A 16,032-nucleotide genomic window follows, 5' to 3' on the forward strand; every position below is an offset into this window, starting at 1 on the left:
GTACAAATGTAAAAATACTCCCAATGAAACAATAAGTAAAACCAATTTTAAAACTAGACAAAAGGAGCATAACTAATGAAAACTCTTGTAATTATCGCCCACCCTAATTTGGAACAATCTCGAATTAACCGGACTTGGATGCAGGAATTGAAAAAACACGAAGAAATTACGATTCATACTCTTAACGAAGCGTACCCAGACGGGAAAATAAACGTAGCACACGAACAAAGCCTTTTAGAATCACATGACCGTATTATTCTTCAATTTCCATTCTACTGGTACAGCACGCCTTCTTTGCTAAAGCAATGGCAGGATGAAGTGCTTTCCTACGGCTGGGCATATGGCGAAGGCGGCGACAAGCTTCACGGTAAAGAACTAGGTCTTGCGATTTCAACCTTTGGACCAAAAGATTCTTATCAGCCTACTGGCTACAATCATTTTACCATGGAGACCTTAACAACTCCTTTACAACAAACAAGTAACCTCATAGGTACCCGTTTTATGCCGTTATTTGTTCTGAATGGTGTAATGCATGTCACAGATGAACAACTTGAAAAAAGTGCAAAAGCATATGTAAATCACATTCTTCAGCCATCCTTAATAGAAGCTTAATTAAAATAAATAAAATAAAGGTATTTCTTCTACTGAAATACCTTTTCATAATTTTTGTTTACGTGTACAAACAATTGAAAGGTGATCAATATGAAAACATTAGTTATTGTAGCCCATCCAAACTTGGAACGATCGAAGGTAAATAGAACGTGGATGAACCGTCTTCAACAAGAAGATAATGTTACGGTCCATAATCTATATGGGCATTACCCTACATTTGAGATTAATGTGGAAGAAGAACAGCAACTTCTATTGGAGCATGAACGTATCGTTTTTCAATTCCCTTTCTACTGGTACAGTTCACCCGCTTTGTTAAAACATTGGCAGGATTTGGTTCTTACTTACGGTTGGGCTTATGGGTCAGAAGGAACGAAATTACGCGGCAAAGAGTTTTTGTTAGCCATTTCCACTGGTGGACCTGAAGTAGCCTATCAAGCTGGTGGATACAATCATTATAGCATGAGCGAACTAACCAAACCCTTCCAAGCAACAGCTAACTTGACGGGTATGCGGTTCTTGCCCACTTTTACGGTGCAGGGAGTACGCTTTTTATCGAACGATCAAGTCCGAGAAAGTGCTGAAGAGCTTGTACGTCATCTAAAAAATAACTTTTAGAAAAGAGGTCTAAAATTGAATTATAAATTGTTAGGGAGAAGCGGCTTACGAGTATCTGAATTAGCTTTAGGTACAATGACGTTTGGGGAAGAATGGGGATTGGGTGCTTCTAAGGAAGATAGCCAAAAAATCTTCAATGCTTTTGTTGAAGTTGGTGGGAATTTTATTGATACAGCTGTTAATTATACGAATGGAACAAGTGAAAAATATGTTGGGGAATTTATTCGTGAAAAGCGTGAACAGTTTGTCGTTGCTACTAAATATACACTGAACACTCGTCCTCACGATCCAAACGGCGGCGGCAACCATCGAAAAAATCTCGTTCAATCCGTTGAAAAGAGCTTAAAACAGCTTCAAACCGATTATATTGATTTACTTTGGCTTCATGCTTGGGATTTCATGACACCGGTCGAAGAAGTGATGCGTGCACTTGACGACTTAGTTCGTTCCGGAAAAATTCTTTATGTAGGAGTCTCGGATACACCTGCTTGGATTGTTTCACAAGCTAATATGCTGTCCACACTCCGTGGTTGGACTCCGTTTATCGGCTTGCAAGTGGAGTACAATTTGTTGCAGCGAACTCCAGAAAGAGATTTATTACCAATGGCACGCGCTTTAGATCTCGGAGTTACTGCATGGGCACCAATGGCTGGCGGTGCACTAACGGGAAAATACAGTAATCCTTCAGCTGAAAAAGGGAGATTATCTCCTCAAAGTGCACGTTTAAATGAACACAACCGGGGGATTGCTGCAGTTGTGGAAGAAATTGCAAAAGAACTAGCAGTTTCCCCTGCCCAAATTGCAATAAACTGGGTCCGTCAACAAGCTGGTACCGTTATTCCGCTAATTGGTGCAAAACGTGAAGAACAAATGAAAGACAATCTTGGAAGCTTGGCTTTCTGTCTTTCAGAAACACATCTTACCCAATTAAATGAAGCTAGCAAAATTGACTTGGGATTCCCACATGATTTTCTTGCATCTGAATCTGTTTTAAACGCCATCCATGGAAAAACGTTTGGAAAGATTGAAAAAAAATAATATTGAATTGCTTGGAGAAGGAGAGAAATCAATGAAGGGGAAAATTTGTTTAATTACTGGAGGCAACTCAGGGATTGGTAAAGCAACAGCAATGGAATTAGCTAAAAAAGGAGCAACAATTGTTCTATTATGCAGAAATGAGGAACGAGGAAAAAAAGCGATTCAAGATATTATTGAAGAAACAGGTAATACCCAAATAGATCTCCTTCTTGCTGATTTATCATCTCAGCGTTCAGTCAAACAAGCAGCGGATCAATTTAAGAAAAAGTATAACAAGTTAGATGTTTTAATCAATAATGCAGCAGTTTTTTTAGCAAAACGTTCTGAAACTGAAGATGGCATTGAAACCACGTTTGCCACAAACTATTTATCTCATTTTATCCTTTCTCACCTCTTACTTGAGTCTCTTGAAGCAAGTGGTGAAGGAAGAATTATTAATGTAGCCTCCAAGCACAACGGAATTAAAATGAACTTTGATGACCTTATGACCAAACAAAATTATACTTTTTTCAGAGCAGTTGGTCCTACTAAATTAGGTTTAATCTTATTTACGAAGGAATTTTCAAAGAGGTTTGATAGAAAGTGTGTTACCGTTAACAGCCTGCATCTTGGAATTATCCGCTCTAATCTTATGCATGACATGCCTTGGATCCTGCGGACGATATTCAAAACGTTCTCATCTAATCCGAAAAAAGGTGCGGTTACACCGGTCTATCTTGCTTCCTCCCCTGATGTTCTTGGCGTTAGCGGCAAATTCTTTGTTAACTGTAAAGAAACAGAAACTACTGAAGCTGCAAATGACCAGGATTATGCTCAGAAATTATGGGATATTAGTATGAGCTTAATCAAGCCTGGAATACTCTTTTAGGGGCACCAAGTTTGTTGTTTTAATAAGAATATTGTTACTGATAAAAAGGATTTTATCGTTTCCCTAAAAAAGCCCTTGACCTCAACTTAGGTTTAGGTTGTATCTTTTTAATTGTATCTACTTAACATAAACATTGGAGGTAATAAAATATGAAAAAATCCGCTTTTGTAACAGGTGCAAATAAAGGTATTGGGTATGAGATTGTCCGTCAATTAGCAGAAAAGAATTATCACGTATTTTTAGGAGCTCGCAATGAAGAACTCGGACAAAAAGCTGTACAATCTATAGGCTTTTCGAATGTTTCATTTGTTCAAGTTAATATTTCGGACACACAATCCATTCAAAACTCAAAAAATAAAATCCTTGAAGTTACGGATCAGCTAGATTTGTTAATAAACAACGCAGGGATTGCACTCGATTTCGGTATTTTGCCTAGTGAATTAAAATTAGAAACCCTGCGTCAAGAATTTGTTGTTAACTTCTTTGGAACATTTCAGATGATCCAAACATTTTTACCACTAGTAAAAAAATCTCAGGGTGGGAAAATTATAAACCTCACTACCGATATGGCTTCCCAAACGATGTTTGACAATGGTGAAGCAGGTCATCTTAATATACTAGGATATAATTCCTCAAAAACCGCAGTTAATTCTTTAACATTAGCCTTTGGTAAAGAATTTGGTACGAACGGACCTGAAATTTTTGGGGTTACACCTGGTTTTACCACCACTGACCTTAATGGTAATGCTCCAGGAGGTAAAACACCTGCGGAAGGTGCACAAATCATTGTTAAATACGCTTTAAGCGAAACAAATTATAATGGGAAAATCCTAAATAAAAATGGGATAATTCCTTGGTAAACACCATAAGGAATAAGCCTATGAATTATACGATTGGACAAGTTGCAAAAATCAATCATTTATCCATTTCTCAATTACGTACTATGATAATCAAGGACTGTTCCCTTTTCTCAAAAGAACTGAAAAAGGGAATCGAGTTTTTGATGAAGATGCGCTTAAATTTCTGGAAATTATTTTATGTTTAAAAAATACCGGAATGCCAATCAAGGACATTAAGCAGTTTGTAGATTGGTCAATGGAGGGGGATGGTACCCTCCCTCAACGACTAGAAATGATGAAACAACAAGAAATCAATGTTCTACACCAAATTCGTGACACCGAAGAAAATTTAATAAAAATCCAACAAAAAATTGCAAGACTACAACGTAAGATGAAAAAATGATAGTAAAAAGACCAACGTACAAACGTTTGGTCCTCTTGCAATATTTTGTAGATTTCTCATATAGAAGGTAAAAAGAAGTAAAGGTAGACCCATAAAAATATCCGGCCTAATCTATCTGCATGTTGATAAGGATAATGGTTGGAAGGACAATATGAATATCCTATCGTCATCAAAATATTCACCCCATTCATTAAGGCATACACATACTTCACTTCTTACCGAGGCTGGTTTCTCGCTAGAACAAATCCTGGACAGGCAAGGTCATACAGATGATCAAATTACGAAAAATGTTTACCTTCACTTTACGCAAAATATGAAAAAAGAGGCTTCTCAAAAGTTTGAACAACTAATGAAAAGCCTCTTTTATTTTTACATTATGTTAGCATTTTGTTAGTTAGCAAATCGCTTAGAAACCCTTATATATCAAGGCTTTGAGCAGCTATCACATCATGCCGCCCATTCCACCCATACCGCTCATGTCAGGCATGCCAGCGCCAGCTGGTTCTGGCTTGTCAGCAACAACTGCTTCAGTTGTTAAGAACATCGCCGCAACGGATGCAGCGTTTTGAAGTGCAGAACGAGTTACTTTAGTTGGGTCAACGATACCAGCGTCGATCATGTTTACCCACTCACCAGTTGCAGCGTTGAAGCCTGTTCCAACTGCTTCGCGCTTTAAGCGGTCAACGATGACAGATCCTTCAAGTCCAGCATTGTGAGCGATTGTACGTACTGGCTCTTCGATCGCACGTAATACGATGTTAATACCAGTAGCTACATCGCCTTCAGCTTGAATTTCAGCAACTTTGTTGTATACGTTAAGAAGGGCAACACCACCACCGGATACGATACCTTCTTCAACTGCAGCACGAGTTGCGTTCAAAGCATCTTCGATACGAAGCTTGCGCTCTTTTAATTCAGTTTCAGTTGCAGCACCAACTTTGATTACGGCAACACCGCCAGCTAATTTAGCTAGACGCTCTTGTAATTTTTCACGGTCAAATTCAGAAGTAGTTTCTTCTAATTGAACACGGATTTGATTTACACGAGAAGCAATTGCAGCAGTATCTCCTGCACCTTCAACGATTGTTGTGTTTTCTTTTGTTACAACAATCTTAGAAGCGCGTCCTAAAGATGCGATAGTTGCAGTCTTTAATTCACGGCCAAGCTCTTCAGTAATTACTTCACCGCCAGTTAATGCAGCGATATCTTCAAGCATTGCTTTACGACGGTCACCGAAACCAGGAGCCTTAACAGCAACTGCATTGAATGTTCCGCGAAGTTTGTTCAATACTAAAGTAGAAAGTGCTTCACCTTCAATATCTTCAGCAATCAATAATAATGGCTTGCCTTGTTGAACCACTTGCTCAAGCACAGGAAGGATTTCCTGGATGCTTGAAATCTTTTTGTCTGTGATTAAGACATATGGATTTTCTAAAACAGCTTCCATTTTGTCTGTGTTTGTTACCATGTAAGCAGATGTATATCCACGGTCAAATTGCATACCTTCAACAACATCTAATTCAGTTGTAAAGCCTTTTGATTCTTCGATTGTGATAACGCCGTCGTTACCAACGCGCTCCATCGCTTCAGCAATCAATTGACCTACTTCTTTATCATCAGAAGAAATAGCAGCAACTTGTGCGATAGACTCTTTGCCTTCGATTGGTTTAGAAATTGCCTTTAAGCCTTCAACAGCAGCTGTAACTGCTTTTTCAATTCCTTTTCGGATACCCATTGGGTTAGCACCAGCTGTTACGTTCTTTAAGCCTTCACGGATCATCGCTTGAGCAAGAACGGTTGCAGTTGTAGTACCGTCACCAGCAACATCGTTTGTTTTGCTAGCTACTTCAGCAACAAGCTTAGCACCCATATTTTCAAATGCATCTTCTAATTCAATTTCTTTTGCGATTGTTACACCGTCATTAGTAATAAGCGGTGAACCGAATTTCTTTTCAAGAACCACGTTACGTCCTTTTGGTCCAAGAGTTACTTTTACTGTATCTGCCAACGCATCAACACCACGAAGCATTGCGCGGCGTGCATCTTCACTAAACTTAATTTCTTTAGCCATGTTCAAAAAACCTCCTCGTATTTTTTAAACTCAATATTGTTTTAAAAAATCCTTATTCGCCAACTACAGCAAGGATATCGTTTTCGCGTAAAATCAAATATTCGTTGCCTTCAAACTTTACTTCTGTACCTGAGTATTTTGAGAAGATAATACGATCGCCTACAGAAACTTCAAGAGCAACACGTTCGCCACTTTCAAGCACTCGGCCTGTACCTACGGCAACAACTCTTCCTTCTTGAGGCTTTTCCTTAGCTGAGTCTGGTAACACGATACCGCTTGCAGTTTTTTCTTCTGATTCGACAAGCTCAATGACAATACGATCACCTAGTGGTCTTAACAAATCAAACAACCTCCTCAAATAGATATGTAATTCTGACTTATTAGCACTCTCTTTACTTGAGTGCTAACACAATTCTTATAATAATAAATGGAAAAAAATTTTGCAAGTATGAAGCAGTAATTTTTTATTATTTTTTACAACTTTACAAGTATGTGATATACACCAAGGAATATACATAGTTGTTAAAGATAATCTTTAAAATTGAAACAACCTTACGATTATTAGTAGAATGTAGAATAGGGTAAAATATTTTTATTAGCTGCTTAAAGGAGATTTTTTAATTTGAAAAGGGAATATTGGATTATTTTAATTGTCTATATAGCCATGCAGTTATCAAGCCTAGCAGGAATTCCTGGACTTATGTTCCTATTTGGATATTTAGGAATGGACCAAGGGCTCGTTGTCCCCTACTGGTTAATTTTCAGCTTCACCCTTGCACTAGTTATTATTCTTTTTCTATTACGCACAGAATTAAAGAAACCAGGGTTGAACGAAAGAGGCAGTTCCTTTGGCTTTTCTGCCGTCTGGGCTGTATTTGGTGTATTCCTAGCCCTATTTGCCCAAGCTCTTGCTGCGAATATTGAACGGCTTATCGGGGTTGAGATGGGCTCAGAAAACACACAGCAAATTCTCAACATCATTGAGTCCTTTCCTCTCGCCATCTTAGTTAGTTCAGTAATAGGACCCATATTAGAGGAAATCGTGTTTCGGAAAATTATTTTCGGTGCTCTCCACAAACGGTTTAACTTTTTCTTCTCAGCACTAATCAGTTCTGTCATTTTTGCCTTAGCCCATATGGAGCCGCATCATGTACTTCTCTATTCGGCAATGGGTTTTACTTTTGCATTTCTCTATGTAAAAACAAAACATATCCTTGTACCGATTTTTGCCCATGTTGCCATGAATACATTAGTTGTCGTCATGCAGTCAGTATATAAAGATGACATTGATAAAATTCTTCGTGAGGCAGAAGGTATTCAAAACTTTATCGGAGGCTTTCTATGAGACGTTCACCCTTGTTTTCCGGAGTCATTTATATTGTTCTTGGCTGCTTATTTACTTATTTTGCGATTGAAGATGTCACCCTAAACGGATGGGGATTTTTCAGTTACCTGCTCGTTATACTTGCTACCTTTGACTTCGGATCTGGCTTAAGAATGATTTTCTTTTACAATAGATATAAAGACAAAATAAAGAAATAACGATTTAAAACGGGCTTTTAAACATTACAGCCAAAAAAAGACCTTTTCACTTTACGTAGTGGAAAGGTCTTTTACTTTACTTTATTCTTCTACTTCCTCTGTAGGGTAGTGTTTCAGGAAGTAAATAAGTGATTGTAATTCGACTGCCAAGTCGATATGATGCACCCGAATGGAGGCAGGAACATTTAATCTTGCAGGTGTAAAATTCAATATCGCTTTAATATTGGAATTTACAAGTCGATCTGTAATTACCTGTGCCACTGGAGCAGGTACCGTCAGGATGGCAACATGAATATCATCATTACTTAAAACCTTCTCGAGCTCATCCATATGATACACAGGTACATCCCGGATTGTCGTTCCCATTTTGTTCGGATCAACATCAAAAGCACATTCAATTTTTGTATTATTATTTTTTAAAAAGTTATAATTTAGAAAGGCCGTACCAAGATTACCTACACCAATTAACGCTACTTTTGTTAATTCATCTTGATCTAGTGTTTTCCGAAAGAAGGTTAATAGGTAATTGACATTGTAGCCATATCCCTTTTTTCCTAAGGCTCCAAAATATGAAAAGTCCCGGCGGATCGTTGCCGAATCCACCTTCACTGCCTCACTTAATTCTGCTGACGAAACCCTCTGTTTACCGGAAGAATGCAGATTCTTTAAAAATCGATAATATAAGGGCAGCCGTTTTGCTGTCGCTTGTGGTATTTTCATCGTCTCATTACTCATATTCTCCCACCCCCTATAGATAGTTTAATCATTTATCTAATTTGTTCCGTCCTATGGAAATCTCCGTTTTTTCCGCCGGTTTTCTCGACCAAATAGGTTTTTCCAATTACCATACCCTTATCCACTGCCTTACACATATCATAAACAGTCAGCGCACAAGTGGATGCAGCTGTTAACGCTTCCATTTCAACACCTGTATTTCCTTTTGTTTTAACTGCAGCGGCTATATTTAATGTATAAGCAGACTCGTTTTCTTTTTCCCATGAGAAGGATATATTGACTCCTGTCAAAGGTATAGGATGGCACATCGGGATTAAGTCCCATGTTTTCTTTGCCCCCATAACAGCAGCAACTTGAGCCACAGCAAGAACATCGCCCTTTTTCATTTCATTATTTGTTATTTTATCATAAATTTCTTTACTAACCGTAATGCTGGAATGAGCAAGTGCCGAACGAGCCGTCTCTGGCTTATCGCTAACGTCCACCATTTTCGCTCTTCCTTCTTCGTTAAAATGAGTAAATTCAGACATAAACAATATCCTCCCACAAAAAATCATACTATATTTTTCACAATTTGTCTGTGAAACTTTGAGCGAATGATGAAAAATTTACATTTTTTTCTTTCCGGATATTCTGTTATTTTTTCCAACACCATGGCACTTTATTGCCGTCATGGTTGGAATAAGGTACACTTAATTTAGTAATAGAGGTGAAAAACAATGATATTATTACAAGTTAATCAACTAGCAAAATACTATGGTGCAGACCTAATTTTATCGAATATAAAACTAGAATTACAAACTCGGGACCGTGTTGCACTTGTGGGGCGAAACGGTGCAGGGAAATCGACATTATTAAAAATTATTGCTGGGCACCTGTCACATGATGGCGGAGAAATCATTAAGCCAAAGGGAGTAAGCATTGGTTATTTAGCCCAAAATACCGGATTAGAATCGAATTTATCCATCTGGGATGAAATGCTAACGGTTTTTGAATCGCTTAGAGGTATGGAAAAATCTCTTCGACAGCTAGAGGTTTCGATGTCGGATCCTGCCGCTATGGAGGATAGTGCCCGCTACGATCGAATACTAAAAGAATATGATGAACTGCAAGTGAGATTTAAAGAACAGGGTGGTTATCAGTACGAAGCGGATATTCGCTCTATCCTCCACGGCTTAAATTTTCATAATAACTCATTGATGATATCCAGCTTAAGCGGCGGTCAGAAGACTCGTCTAGCTTTAGGTAAACTTCTTTTAACGAAGCCCGATATATTAATATTGGATGAGCCTACCAACCATCTCGATATCGATACACTTACGTGGCTGGAGCAATACCTACAAGGCTATGATGGGGCTATTTTAATCGTATCCCATGACCGATACTTTTTGGATAAAGTGGTCACACAAGTTTATGAAGTTTCACGGAGGCAAATTCAAAAATTCATCGGAAACTATAGCGCTTATTTAGATCAAAAAGCGGCAAATTATGAACGCGATTTAAAGCTATATGAGAAGCAGCAGCAAGAGGTTGCTAATCTTCAGGACTTTATCCAGCGAAACCTAGCCCGTGCGTCTACGACGAAGCAAGCTCAGAGCCGGCGGAAAAAACTTGAGAAAATGGACGTTTTGGACCGACCATTAGGGGATGAAAAGTCTGCCACCTTCTCATTTGAAATTGATAAACAAACTGGAAATGATGTACTTTCAGTTGACTCTTTGGCAGTTGGTTATGATGGACAAAAAGTATCTGAGAATATTTCGTGGCATGCTTATCGAGGTGAAAGCATTGCCTTAGTTGGCCCAAACGGAATTGGAAAGTCTACTCTTTTAAAAACCATCATCAAAAAACTGCCGGCACTGGCTGGTACGATTCGATATGGTGCAAATCTAGCAATTGGGTACTATGACCAAGAACAGGCAGAGTTGACCTCGAATAAGCGTGTTCTTAATGAACTCTGGGATGATTGGCCATTAAAAAATGAAAAAGAAATACGGACAGTCTTGGGTAACTTCCTGTTTTCGGGTGACGATGTATTAAAAGTTGTTTCTACTTTAAGCGGTGGTGAAAAAGCAAGATTGGCACTAGCCAAATTAATGCTGGAGAAGGCAAACGTTCTAATATTGGACGAGCCTACGAACCATCTGGACCTAGACAGTAAAGAGGTTCTTGAAAATGCACTAGTCGACTACCCTGGAACGATTATTTTTGTATCACATGACCGATACTTTATTAACAGAATCGCCACCAAGGTCCTGGAGCTTAGTTCAAATGGTAGTACAGAGTATCTTGGTGACTATGACTATTATATGGAGAAAAAGCTGGAGGAGGAGGAGCTGAAGGCTTTAGAGAGCACAACCGTTATAAAAAAACAGACAGCTTCCGAAGTTCAGGAGAGAAATTCTTATCATCAGGACAAAGAAAGTAAAAAGCTGGAGCGTCAGCGTAAGAGAAAATTAGAAGAAATAGAAATGCGTATAGAAGAGTTGGAGGCACTTATCCAGGATAACGACGAAAAGTTATGTGAGCCTGAAATTTTTCAGGACCATGAGAAAGTGCTAGAAATTAATATTAAAAATGAAAAGGCAAAGTCTGAGCTCGAACAGTTAATGGACGAATGGGCTGAACTGGCCGAATAATAAAAAGGGGGCTTGGATATGATATCCAAGCCCTTATTTTAAGGGAATAGTTAAGATGTCGGTTTTCGATCCATCTTTTGCTGAATATACAAATAGCTCGATTGAAACCTTTTCTTTCGTTAATAACTCTTTATCAATGGTAATTTCAAAGCTTCCCCATGCAGGTGCACCCTCTGTTTGATAATGGTTTTCTTGTAATATCTCAGTTCCAGAGATAACGGCATATTGAAAAACACCTTCAAACACTCTTGCCTTTCCCTTTACTATTACGTTACCATTCGATTTTGAAACACTTACTTCTTTAAATGCATTGTTTTCGTACTGTTTTTGGTCTTCCTCTTCTTGAGTATTTCCATTGTCAATCACGTCTGGTTTCTTATCATCTGTTGATATATTTATATCTACACTGCATCCCGTTAAACCAAAGAAAAGAACGATGAAGATCCCTAAAAAGAAATTTCTTTTCACCCCTATCCCCACTTTCCTGCATTCTTGTTTTATCTACTATATTCACTTACCAGCTAAGTTGAGAACTCTACAAATTAACTTAAAAGTCGACAAAATTCGTGGAAAACCCTTAAATTTATTTCCCAAATTTCCTTTTCCACAAGTTTATACACATATGAAAACTTATTTCTACAACCCTCTGGCTACTTTTCCACATTATCCACAAAAAAAGCTCTACTTATCCACATTACCCACAAAATAATGGTGACTTACCCACATAATTCATGCAATACACAATTTTTAGAAAAAAGTTATCCACAAAAAAGTGTGATTTACACTCAATAAAGCGTGGGATTTTGGTTAGTAATTTATTGTGAACGAATTTTTCATGATCACTCCCTTTTCGCTCACATTCCGTAAAGAAACTATTCGAAGCCATTAATATTCTTTGCTCCAAACAAAAAAGCCCTTCTAATCCAGAAGGACTTTACTCTAATTGTATAATTCAATATCTAACCCAGGATTTGCATTTAATGACAGATCTGCTCGAATTCCTTTATCAAACATAATACTTCCAGCTGCAGCAATCATCGCTGCGTTATCCGTGCACAAGTTTAATGGCGGAATGACCAAATCTATATCAGATTTAGTTGAAAAGGCTTGTTCTAATGCCTTCCTGAGACCCTTATTAGCTGCTACACCACCGGCTAAGAGCACTTGCTTAACCTTATATTCCCCGGTCGCTTTTACTGTCTTTTTCACCAATACTTCAATGACACTTTCCTGGAAACTTGCAGCAAGGTCCTCGGGTGCGATTATTTCACCACGCTGCTCAGCATTGTGGACAGTATTAATAACCGCTGATTTTAATCCGCTAAAGCTAAAATCATATGAACCTTCTTCTAGCCAAGCTCTAGGCAATTTAAGCGTATCGCTGCCCTCTTGAGCCAGCCTGTCAATGTGTGGTCCACCTGGATAAGGGAGTTTTAAGGTCCTCGCCACCTTATCATAGGCTTCACCTGCAGCGTCATCCCTTGTTTCACCAATGACCTCAAAATGCCCCTGTTCCTTCATATAGACTAGCTCCGTATGACCTCCAGATACTACTAAGGAAAGAAGAGGGAAGGTAAGTTCTTTTACTAGACGGTTTGCATAAATATGTCCAGCAATATGGTGAACAGGAACAAGTGGAATGTTATGGGCAAATGCTAGTGCTTTCGCTGCATTTACACCAATTAACAAGGCACCTACTAATCCTGGTCCTTCTGTTACTGCAATGGCGTCCAACTCAGGCAGTGTAAGGTTTGCTTCTTTCAAAGCCTCTTCAATAACAATCGTCATTTGTTCAACATGATGACGAGAGGCAATTTCAGGTACGACTCCGCCAAATCGCTTATGACTTTCAATTTGAGAAGCAACGACATTTGCTGTAATCTCCCTGCCATTTTTAATAATGGCTACTGCTGTTTCGTCACAGCTTGTTTCTATTCCCATAATCCACTGATCTTTTTTCATATATTCACCCACATAACCAGGGCATCTTCTTGATTATCTGTATAATAATTTTTCCGGATGCCGCCATTTTGAAATCCTAACTTACGGTAAAGAGATTGTGCAACATTGTTTGTCACTCTTACTTCAAGCGTCATGCTTCTTGCTCCCATATCCTTCGCCACAGTCATCATTTTGCGAAGCAATGCTTCACCGAGTTTTTTGCCTCTATGGGAAGGCAGGATTGCAACATTTGTTATATGTGCTTCATCAATTACAACCCATGCACCAACATAACCAATAATTTTTTGGTCTTCTTCCAAAACGATATAAACTGCAAATTTGTTATTATAAATTTCATTATAAAAAGCTTCTCTGCTCCATGGTGTAGCAAAAGAGGCATGTTCCACCTCTAAAATTTGATCGATATCCTCTTCCTTCATATATCGAAAAACAAAAGAATCTACCATATTTCTTTAATCCTATCCTTTTAATATTTTCCCATTTGCCTCTAACCATTTCGCCTCTGCCTCTGCTAAACGGATATAGTTAGGAACAAAGGAATGTATGTCTTCCCCCTGTTTATCTTTGCCTAATAACGCCAGCTCCGAAGGACGCGGATTATGCTCCGTAATCGCCGCAAACACTGCCTGAGAACTTAGTGTTTCTTCTATCACAGCTTGATGAAGCGTCAGGTCGTTCCCAACAAATAAAATGGGCTTGTTTACTTCCTTTAATGCAGCTGCCCAATCAGCTGACAATACTAAGCGGTCTTCTTTAACGGTTGTAAGCTCCCCACTTTGGTATTCATAGAGTCCTGTATAGACTTGCCCTCTTCTCGCATCAATAAGGGGTGATATATAACCATCAAAGTGTCTCCCGGCACCAGCTGCAATAATTTCTATACTAGACACGCCAACCAATGGTATCTTTAATGACCAAGCCAATGTTTTGGCGATTGTAACACCAATTCGAACGCCAGTATAAGAGCCTGGACCTTTCGCCACCACTATTTTCGTTAACTGTGCTGGAGTTCTCTCACAATCCTTCATTAATGTCTGAATCGCTGGCATAATTCGAACAGAATGATTCTTCTTTAAGTTAGTAATATATTCGCCAATAACTTGATTATCTTCTATAAGCGCAACCCCTAATGGATAATTAGAAGTATCAATCGCTAGTATGGTCATTTAGAAAAATCTCCTTACATAATTGCTCATATCTTTTTCCCTTCGGAACAAATACAATTTTTCTTCTTTCCGGACCCTCGTGATATAAATAAATGGTTAACAATTCGTCAGGCAACTGTTCCTCAATTAAATGTGCCCATTCTACAACGGTTACCCCTTCACCTTCAAAATATTCATCGAAACCTAAATCCTCGTAGGAATCGGCAACCCGGTAAACATCCATATGATACAAAGGCAGTCTGCCCCTATACTCTTTTATTATCGTAAAGGTCGGACTGTTAACGGTTTTCTTAATATCCAGTCCCTGTGCTAACCCTTTTGTAAAGGTGGTTTTACCTGCACCTAGATCTCCTTCCAGACAAATAACATCACCTGGCTGCAGGAGCCCTGCAAGATTAGAAGCCAGCTGGAACGTTTCACTGGGGTCTTTCGTATATTTTTCATACTGATTCATATAATCACCTTTTATTCTAACATAGCCTATCGCTATCTACATTCTACCTTATTTTTTGTAAAAAAAAACCTTAGGAAAGCTCCTAAGGATGTCCATTCACTATGTATTTTACCTAACTTTTACTATTTAAGCAAAAAGGCATAAAAAAAACGAAACATCGTTTCGTGTTTTTAAAGATATAGATGGCGGTCTGGACGGGACTCGAACCCGCGACCTCCTGCGTGACAGGCAGGCATTCTAACCAACTGAACTACCAGACCAAAGTTATTTCAAGTATTTTTCTTGAAATAACTAATTGCGGGGACAGGATTTGAACCTGCGACCTTCGGGTTATGAGCCCGACGAGCTACCAGACTGCTCCACCCCGCGACAATATAAATGAAACTATTTTGACCATGCCCTATGCTTGAAAGACCGCCTCGATTTCAGAAAGACTACTCAAGAAGTGGCTCAATCGATGCGCTGTAGAGTATTCGAAGAAGCTTATTCGAACGTGCTCCACCCCGCGACAATAAAAATTATTTCTCTAGTATTATATGTGCACTAATATAGTTTGTGTCAAAAACAGCAAATTATACACACATATTTAAGATAATACAGCCTGGCAACGTCCTACTCTCACAGGGACAAAGTCCCAACTACCATCGGCGCTGAGAAGCTTAACTTCCGTGTTCGGTATGGGAACGGGTGTGACCTTCTCGCCTTAATTACCAGACTATTTTATTGAGGTATCATTCCCTCAAAACTAGATAATCAGAAGAAGTTTGTAAAACGAGTTCGCCTTTAAAAATTGGTTAAGTCCTCGAACGATTAGTATCAGTCAGCTCCACATGTTACCACGCTTCCACCTCTGACCTATCAACCTGATCATCTTTCAGGGTTCTTACTAGCTTGACGCTATGGGAAATCTCATCTTGAGGGGGGCTTCATGCTTAGATGCTTTCAGCACTTATCCCGTCCGCACATAGCTACCCAGCGATGCCTTTGGCAAGACAACTGGTACACCAGCGGTGCGTCCATCCCGGTCCTCTCGTACTAAGGACAGCTCCTCTCAAATTTCCTGCGCCCACGACGGATAGGGACCGAAC

General features: G+C 39.0%; 17 protein-coding genes, 2 tRNA genes, 2 rRNA genes and 2 pseudogenes (1 of these 23 running past the window's edge). 10 read left to right on the forward strand and 13 right to left on the reverse strand.

The window, feature by feature from the left end; genetic code table 11:
• Nucleotides 1-75 precede the first annotated feature (75 nt).
• From ABC255_RS28790 to ABC255_RS28820, 7 genes and pseudogenes are all read left to right on the forward strand, one after another.
• Complete coding sequence (locus ABC255_RS28790; protein WP_412998744.1) at nt 76-612, forward strand: NAD(P)H-dependent oxidoreductase; 537 nt, start codon at nt 76-78, stop codon at nt 610-612.
• A 90-nt stretch (nt 613-702) separates the two neighbouring features.
• Nucleotides 703-1,227, forward strand: coding sequence for an NAD(P)H-dependent oxidoreductase (locus ABC255_RS28795; protein WP_412998745.1), 525 nt, complete (start codon nt 703-705; stop codon nt 1,225-1,227).
• Between the two features lie 15 nt (nt 1,228-1,242).
• Complete coding sequence (locus tag ABC255_RS28800) at nt 1,243-2,265, forward strand: aldo/keto reductase (RefSeq protein WP_412998746.1); 1,023 nt, start codon at nt 1,243-1,245, stop codon at nt 2,263-2,265.
• Nucleotides 2,266-2,296: 31 nt separating this feature from the next.
• Nucleotides 2,297-3,133: an SDR family oxidoreductase gene (locus ABC255_RS28805; RefSeq protein ID WP_412998747.1), complete on the forward strand. Its 837-nt coding sequence runs from the start codon at nt 2,297-2,299 to the stop codon at nt 3,131-3,133.
• A gap of 149 nt (nt 3,134-3,282) precedes the next feature.
• The gene (locus ABC255_RS28810) at nt 3,283-3,993 is read left to right on the forward strand and encodes an SDR family NAD(P)-dependent oxidoreductase (protein WP_412998748.1); all 711 of its coding nucleotides are present in this window, start codon (nt 3,283-3,285) and stop codon (nt 3,991-3,993) included.
• Between the two features lie 20 nt (nt 3,994-4,013).
• Nucleotides 4,014-4,375, forward strand: a pseudogene (locus tag ABC255_RS28815) (MerR family transcriptional regulator).
• A gap of 178 nt (nt 4,376-4,553) precedes the next feature.
• Nucleotides 4,554-4,769, forward strand: a pseudogene (locus tag ABC255_RS28820) (tyrosine-type recombinase/integrase); the annotation flags it as partial.
• A 48-nt stretch (nt 4,770-4,817) separates the two neighbouring features.
• Here ABC255_RS28820 and groL read toward each other — a convergent pair.
• Complete coding sequence (gene groL, locus ABC255_RS28825; protein ID WP_412998750.1) at nt 4,818-6,446, reverse strand: chaperonin GroEL; 1,629 nt, start codon at nt 6,444-6,446, stop codon at nt 4,818-4,820.
• A 52-nt stretch (nt 6,447-6,498) separates the two neighbouring features.
• The gene (gene groES / locus ABC255_RS28830) at nt 6,499-6,786 is read right to left on the reverse strand and encodes a co-chaperone GroES (RefSeq protein ID WP_090765908.1); all 288 of its coding nucleotides are present in this window, start codon (nt 6,784-6,786) and stop codon (nt 6,499-6,501) included.
• A 282-nt stretch (nt 6,787-7,068) separates the two neighbouring features.
• Here groES and ABC255_RS28835 point away from each other — a divergent pair, with 282 nt between their 5' ends.
• Nucleotides 7,069-7,791: a CPBP family intramembrane glutamic endopeptidase gene (locus ABC255_RS28835; RefSeq protein ID WP_412998751.1), complete on the forward strand. Its 723-nt coding sequence runs from the start codon at nt 7,069-7,071 to the stop codon at nt 7,789-7,791.
• A complete protein-coding gene (locus ABC255_RS28840; protein WP_335535034.1) occupies nt 7,788-7,988 on the forward strand; it encodes a YdiK family protein in 201 nt (66 codons plus the stop codon). Before ABC255_RS28835 ends, ABC255_RS28840 begins: the two co-directional genes overlap by 4 nt.
• Before the next feature lie 81 nt (nt 7,989-8,069).
• Here ABC255_RS28840 and ABC255_RS28845 read toward each other — a convergent pair whose 3' ends face one another.
• Both ABC255_RS28845 and moaC read right to left on the reverse strand, forming a co-directional pair.
• Nucleotides 8,070-8,723: a redox-sensing transcriptional repressor Rex gene (locus ABC255_RS28845; protein ID WP_335535032.1), complete on the reverse strand. Its 654-nt coding sequence runs from the start codon at nt 8,721-8,723 to the stop codon at nt 8,070-8,072.
• Nucleotides 8,724-8,755: 32 nt separating this feature from the next.
• Complete coding sequence (gene moaC / locus ABC255_RS28850; RefSeq protein ID WP_412998752.1) at nt 8,756-9,253, reverse strand: cyclic pyranopterin monophosphate synthase MoaC; 498 nt, start codon at nt 9,251-9,253, stop codon at nt 8,756-8,758.
• A gap of 189 nt (nt 9,254-9,442) precedes the next feature.
• Between moaC and ABC255_RS28855 the strand changes: the two genes are divergently transcribed.
• Nucleotides 9,443-11,362: an ABC-F family ATP-binding cassette domain-containing protein gene (locus ABC255_RS28855; protein WP_412998753.1), complete on the forward strand. Its 1,920-nt coding sequence runs from the start codon at nt 9,443-9,445 to the stop codon at nt 11,360-11,362.
• Nucleotides 11,363-11,395: 33 nt separating this feature from the next.
• Here the strand turns inward: ABC255_RS28855 and ABC255_RS28860 are convergent, their stop codons facing one another.
• From ABC255_RS28860 to ABC255_RS28900, 9 genes are all read right to left on the reverse strand, one after another.
• Nucleotides 11,396-11,830: a Gmad2 immunoglobulin-like domain-containing protein gene (locus ABC255_RS28860; protein WP_412998754.1), complete on the reverse strand. Its 435-nt coding sequence runs from the start codon at nt 11,828-11,830 to the stop codon at nt 11,396-11,398.
• A gap of 471 nt (nt 11,831-12,301) precedes the next feature.
• Nucleotides 12,302-13,324 (reverse strand): tRNA (adenosine(37)-N6)-threonylcarbamoyltransferase complex transferase subunit TsaD, encoded by a 1,023-nt coding sequence (gene tsaD, locus ABC255_RS28865; protein WP_412998755.1) that lies wholly within the window; start codon nt 13,322-13,324, stop codon nt 12,302-12,304.
• Nucleotides 13,321-13,770, reverse strand: coding sequence for a ribosomal protein S18-alanine N-acetyltransferase (rimI, locus tag ABC255_RS28870; RefSeq protein ID WP_412998756.1), 450 nt, complete (start codon nt 13,768-13,770; stop codon nt 13,321-13,323). The genes tsaD and rimI overlap by 4 nt, the downstream gene beginning before the upstream one ends.
• Nucleotides 13,771-13,782: 12 nt before the next feature.
• Nucleotides 13,783-14,490 (reverse strand): tRNA (adenosine(37)-N6)-threonylcarbamoyltransferase complex dimerization subunit type 1 TsaB, encoded by a 708-nt coding sequence (gene tsaB, locus ABC255_RS28875; protein WP_412998757.1) that lies wholly within the window; start codon nt 14,488-14,490, stop codon nt 13,783-13,785.
• Nucleotides 14,471-14,944 carry a tRNA (adenosine(37)-N6)-threonylcarbamoyltransferase complex ATPase subunit type 1 TsaE gene (gene tsaE / locus ABC255_RS28880; RefSeq protein ID WP_412998758.1) on the reverse strand — a complete coding sequence of 158 codons (474 nt, stop codon included), beginning with the start codon at nt 14,942-14,944 and terminating at the stop codon, nt 14,471-14,473. The genes tsaB and tsaE overlap by 20 nt, the downstream gene beginning before the upstream one ends.
• A gap of 183 nt (nt 14,945-15,127) precedes the next feature.
• A tRNA-Asp gene (locus ABC255_RS28885) sits at nt 15,128-15,204 on the reverse strand.
• Between the two features lie 35 nt (nt 15,205-15,239).
• A tRNA-Met gene (locus ABC255_RS28890) sits at nt 15,240-15,313 on the reverse strand.
• Between the two features lie 230 nt (nt 15,314-15,543).
• Nucleotides 15,544-15,659 (reverse strand): 5S ribosomal RNA (gene rrf / locus ABC255_RS28895).
• A gap of 75 nt (nt 15,660-15,734) precedes the next feature.
• A 23S ribosomal RNA gene (locus ABC255_RS28900) occupies nt 15,735-16,032 on the reverse strand (it continues 2,639 nt past the right edge of the window).

It is taken from the genome of Neobacillus canaveralius (assembly GCF_047237705.1).
In the GTDB taxonomy this organism is placed as follows: domain Bacteria; phylum Bacillota; class Bacilli; order Bacillales; family Cytobacillaceae; genus Neobacillus; species Neobacillus niacini_K.

Bases quoted from the DNA above. Each gene is read 5' to 3' on its own strand.
- ABC255_RS28790 (WP_412998744.1), top strand. From the start codon at position 76: ATGAAAACTCTTGTAATTATCGCCCACCCTAATTTGGAACAATCTCGA.
- ABC255_RS28795 (WP_412998745.1), top strand. From the start codon at position 703: ATGAAAACATTAGTTATTGTAGCCCATCCAAACTTGGAACGATCGAAG.
- ABC255_RS28805 (WP_412998747.1), top strand. From the start codon at position 2,297: ATGAAGGGGAAAATTTGTTTAATTACTGGAGGCAACTCAGGGATTGGT.
- ABC255_RS28810 (WP_412998748.1), top strand. From the start codon at position 3,283: ATGAAAAAATCCGCTTTTGTAACAGGTGCAAATAAAGGTATTGGGTAT.
- groL (WP_412998750.1), bottom strand. From the start codon at position 6,446: ATGGCTAAAGAAATTAAGTTTAGTGAAGATGCACGCCGCGCAATGCTT.
- ABC255_RS28840 (WP_335535034.1), top strand. From the start codon at position 7,788: ATGAGACGTTCACCCTTGTTTTCCGGAGTCATTTATATTGTTCTTGGC.
- ABC255_RS28845 (WP_335535032.1), bottom strand. From the start codon at position 8,723: ATGAGTAATGAGACGATGAAAATACCACAAGCGACAGCAAAACGGCTG.
- moaC (WP_412998752.1), bottom strand. From the start codon at position 9,253: ATGTCTGAATTTACTCATTTTAACGAAGAAGGAAGAGCGAAAATGGTG.
- ABC255_RS28855 (WP_412998753.1), top strand. From the start codon at position 9,443: ATGATATTATTACAAGTTAATCAACTAGCAAAATACTATGGTGCAGAC.
- tsaD (WP_412998755.1), bottom strand. From the start codon at position 13,324: ATGAAAAAAGATCAGTGGATTATGGGAATAGAAACAAGCTGTGACGAA.
- rimI (WP_412998756.1), bottom strand. From the start codon at position 13,770: ATGGTAGATTCTTTTGTTTTTCGATATATGAAGGAAGAGGATATCGAT.
- tsaB (WP_412998757.1), bottom strand. From the start codon at position 14,490: ATGACCATACTAGCGATTGATACTTCTAATTATCCATTAGGGGTTGCG.
- tsaE (WP_412998758.1), bottom strand. From the start codon at position 14,944: ATGAATCAGTATGAAAAATATACGAAAGACCCCAGTGAAACGTTCCAG.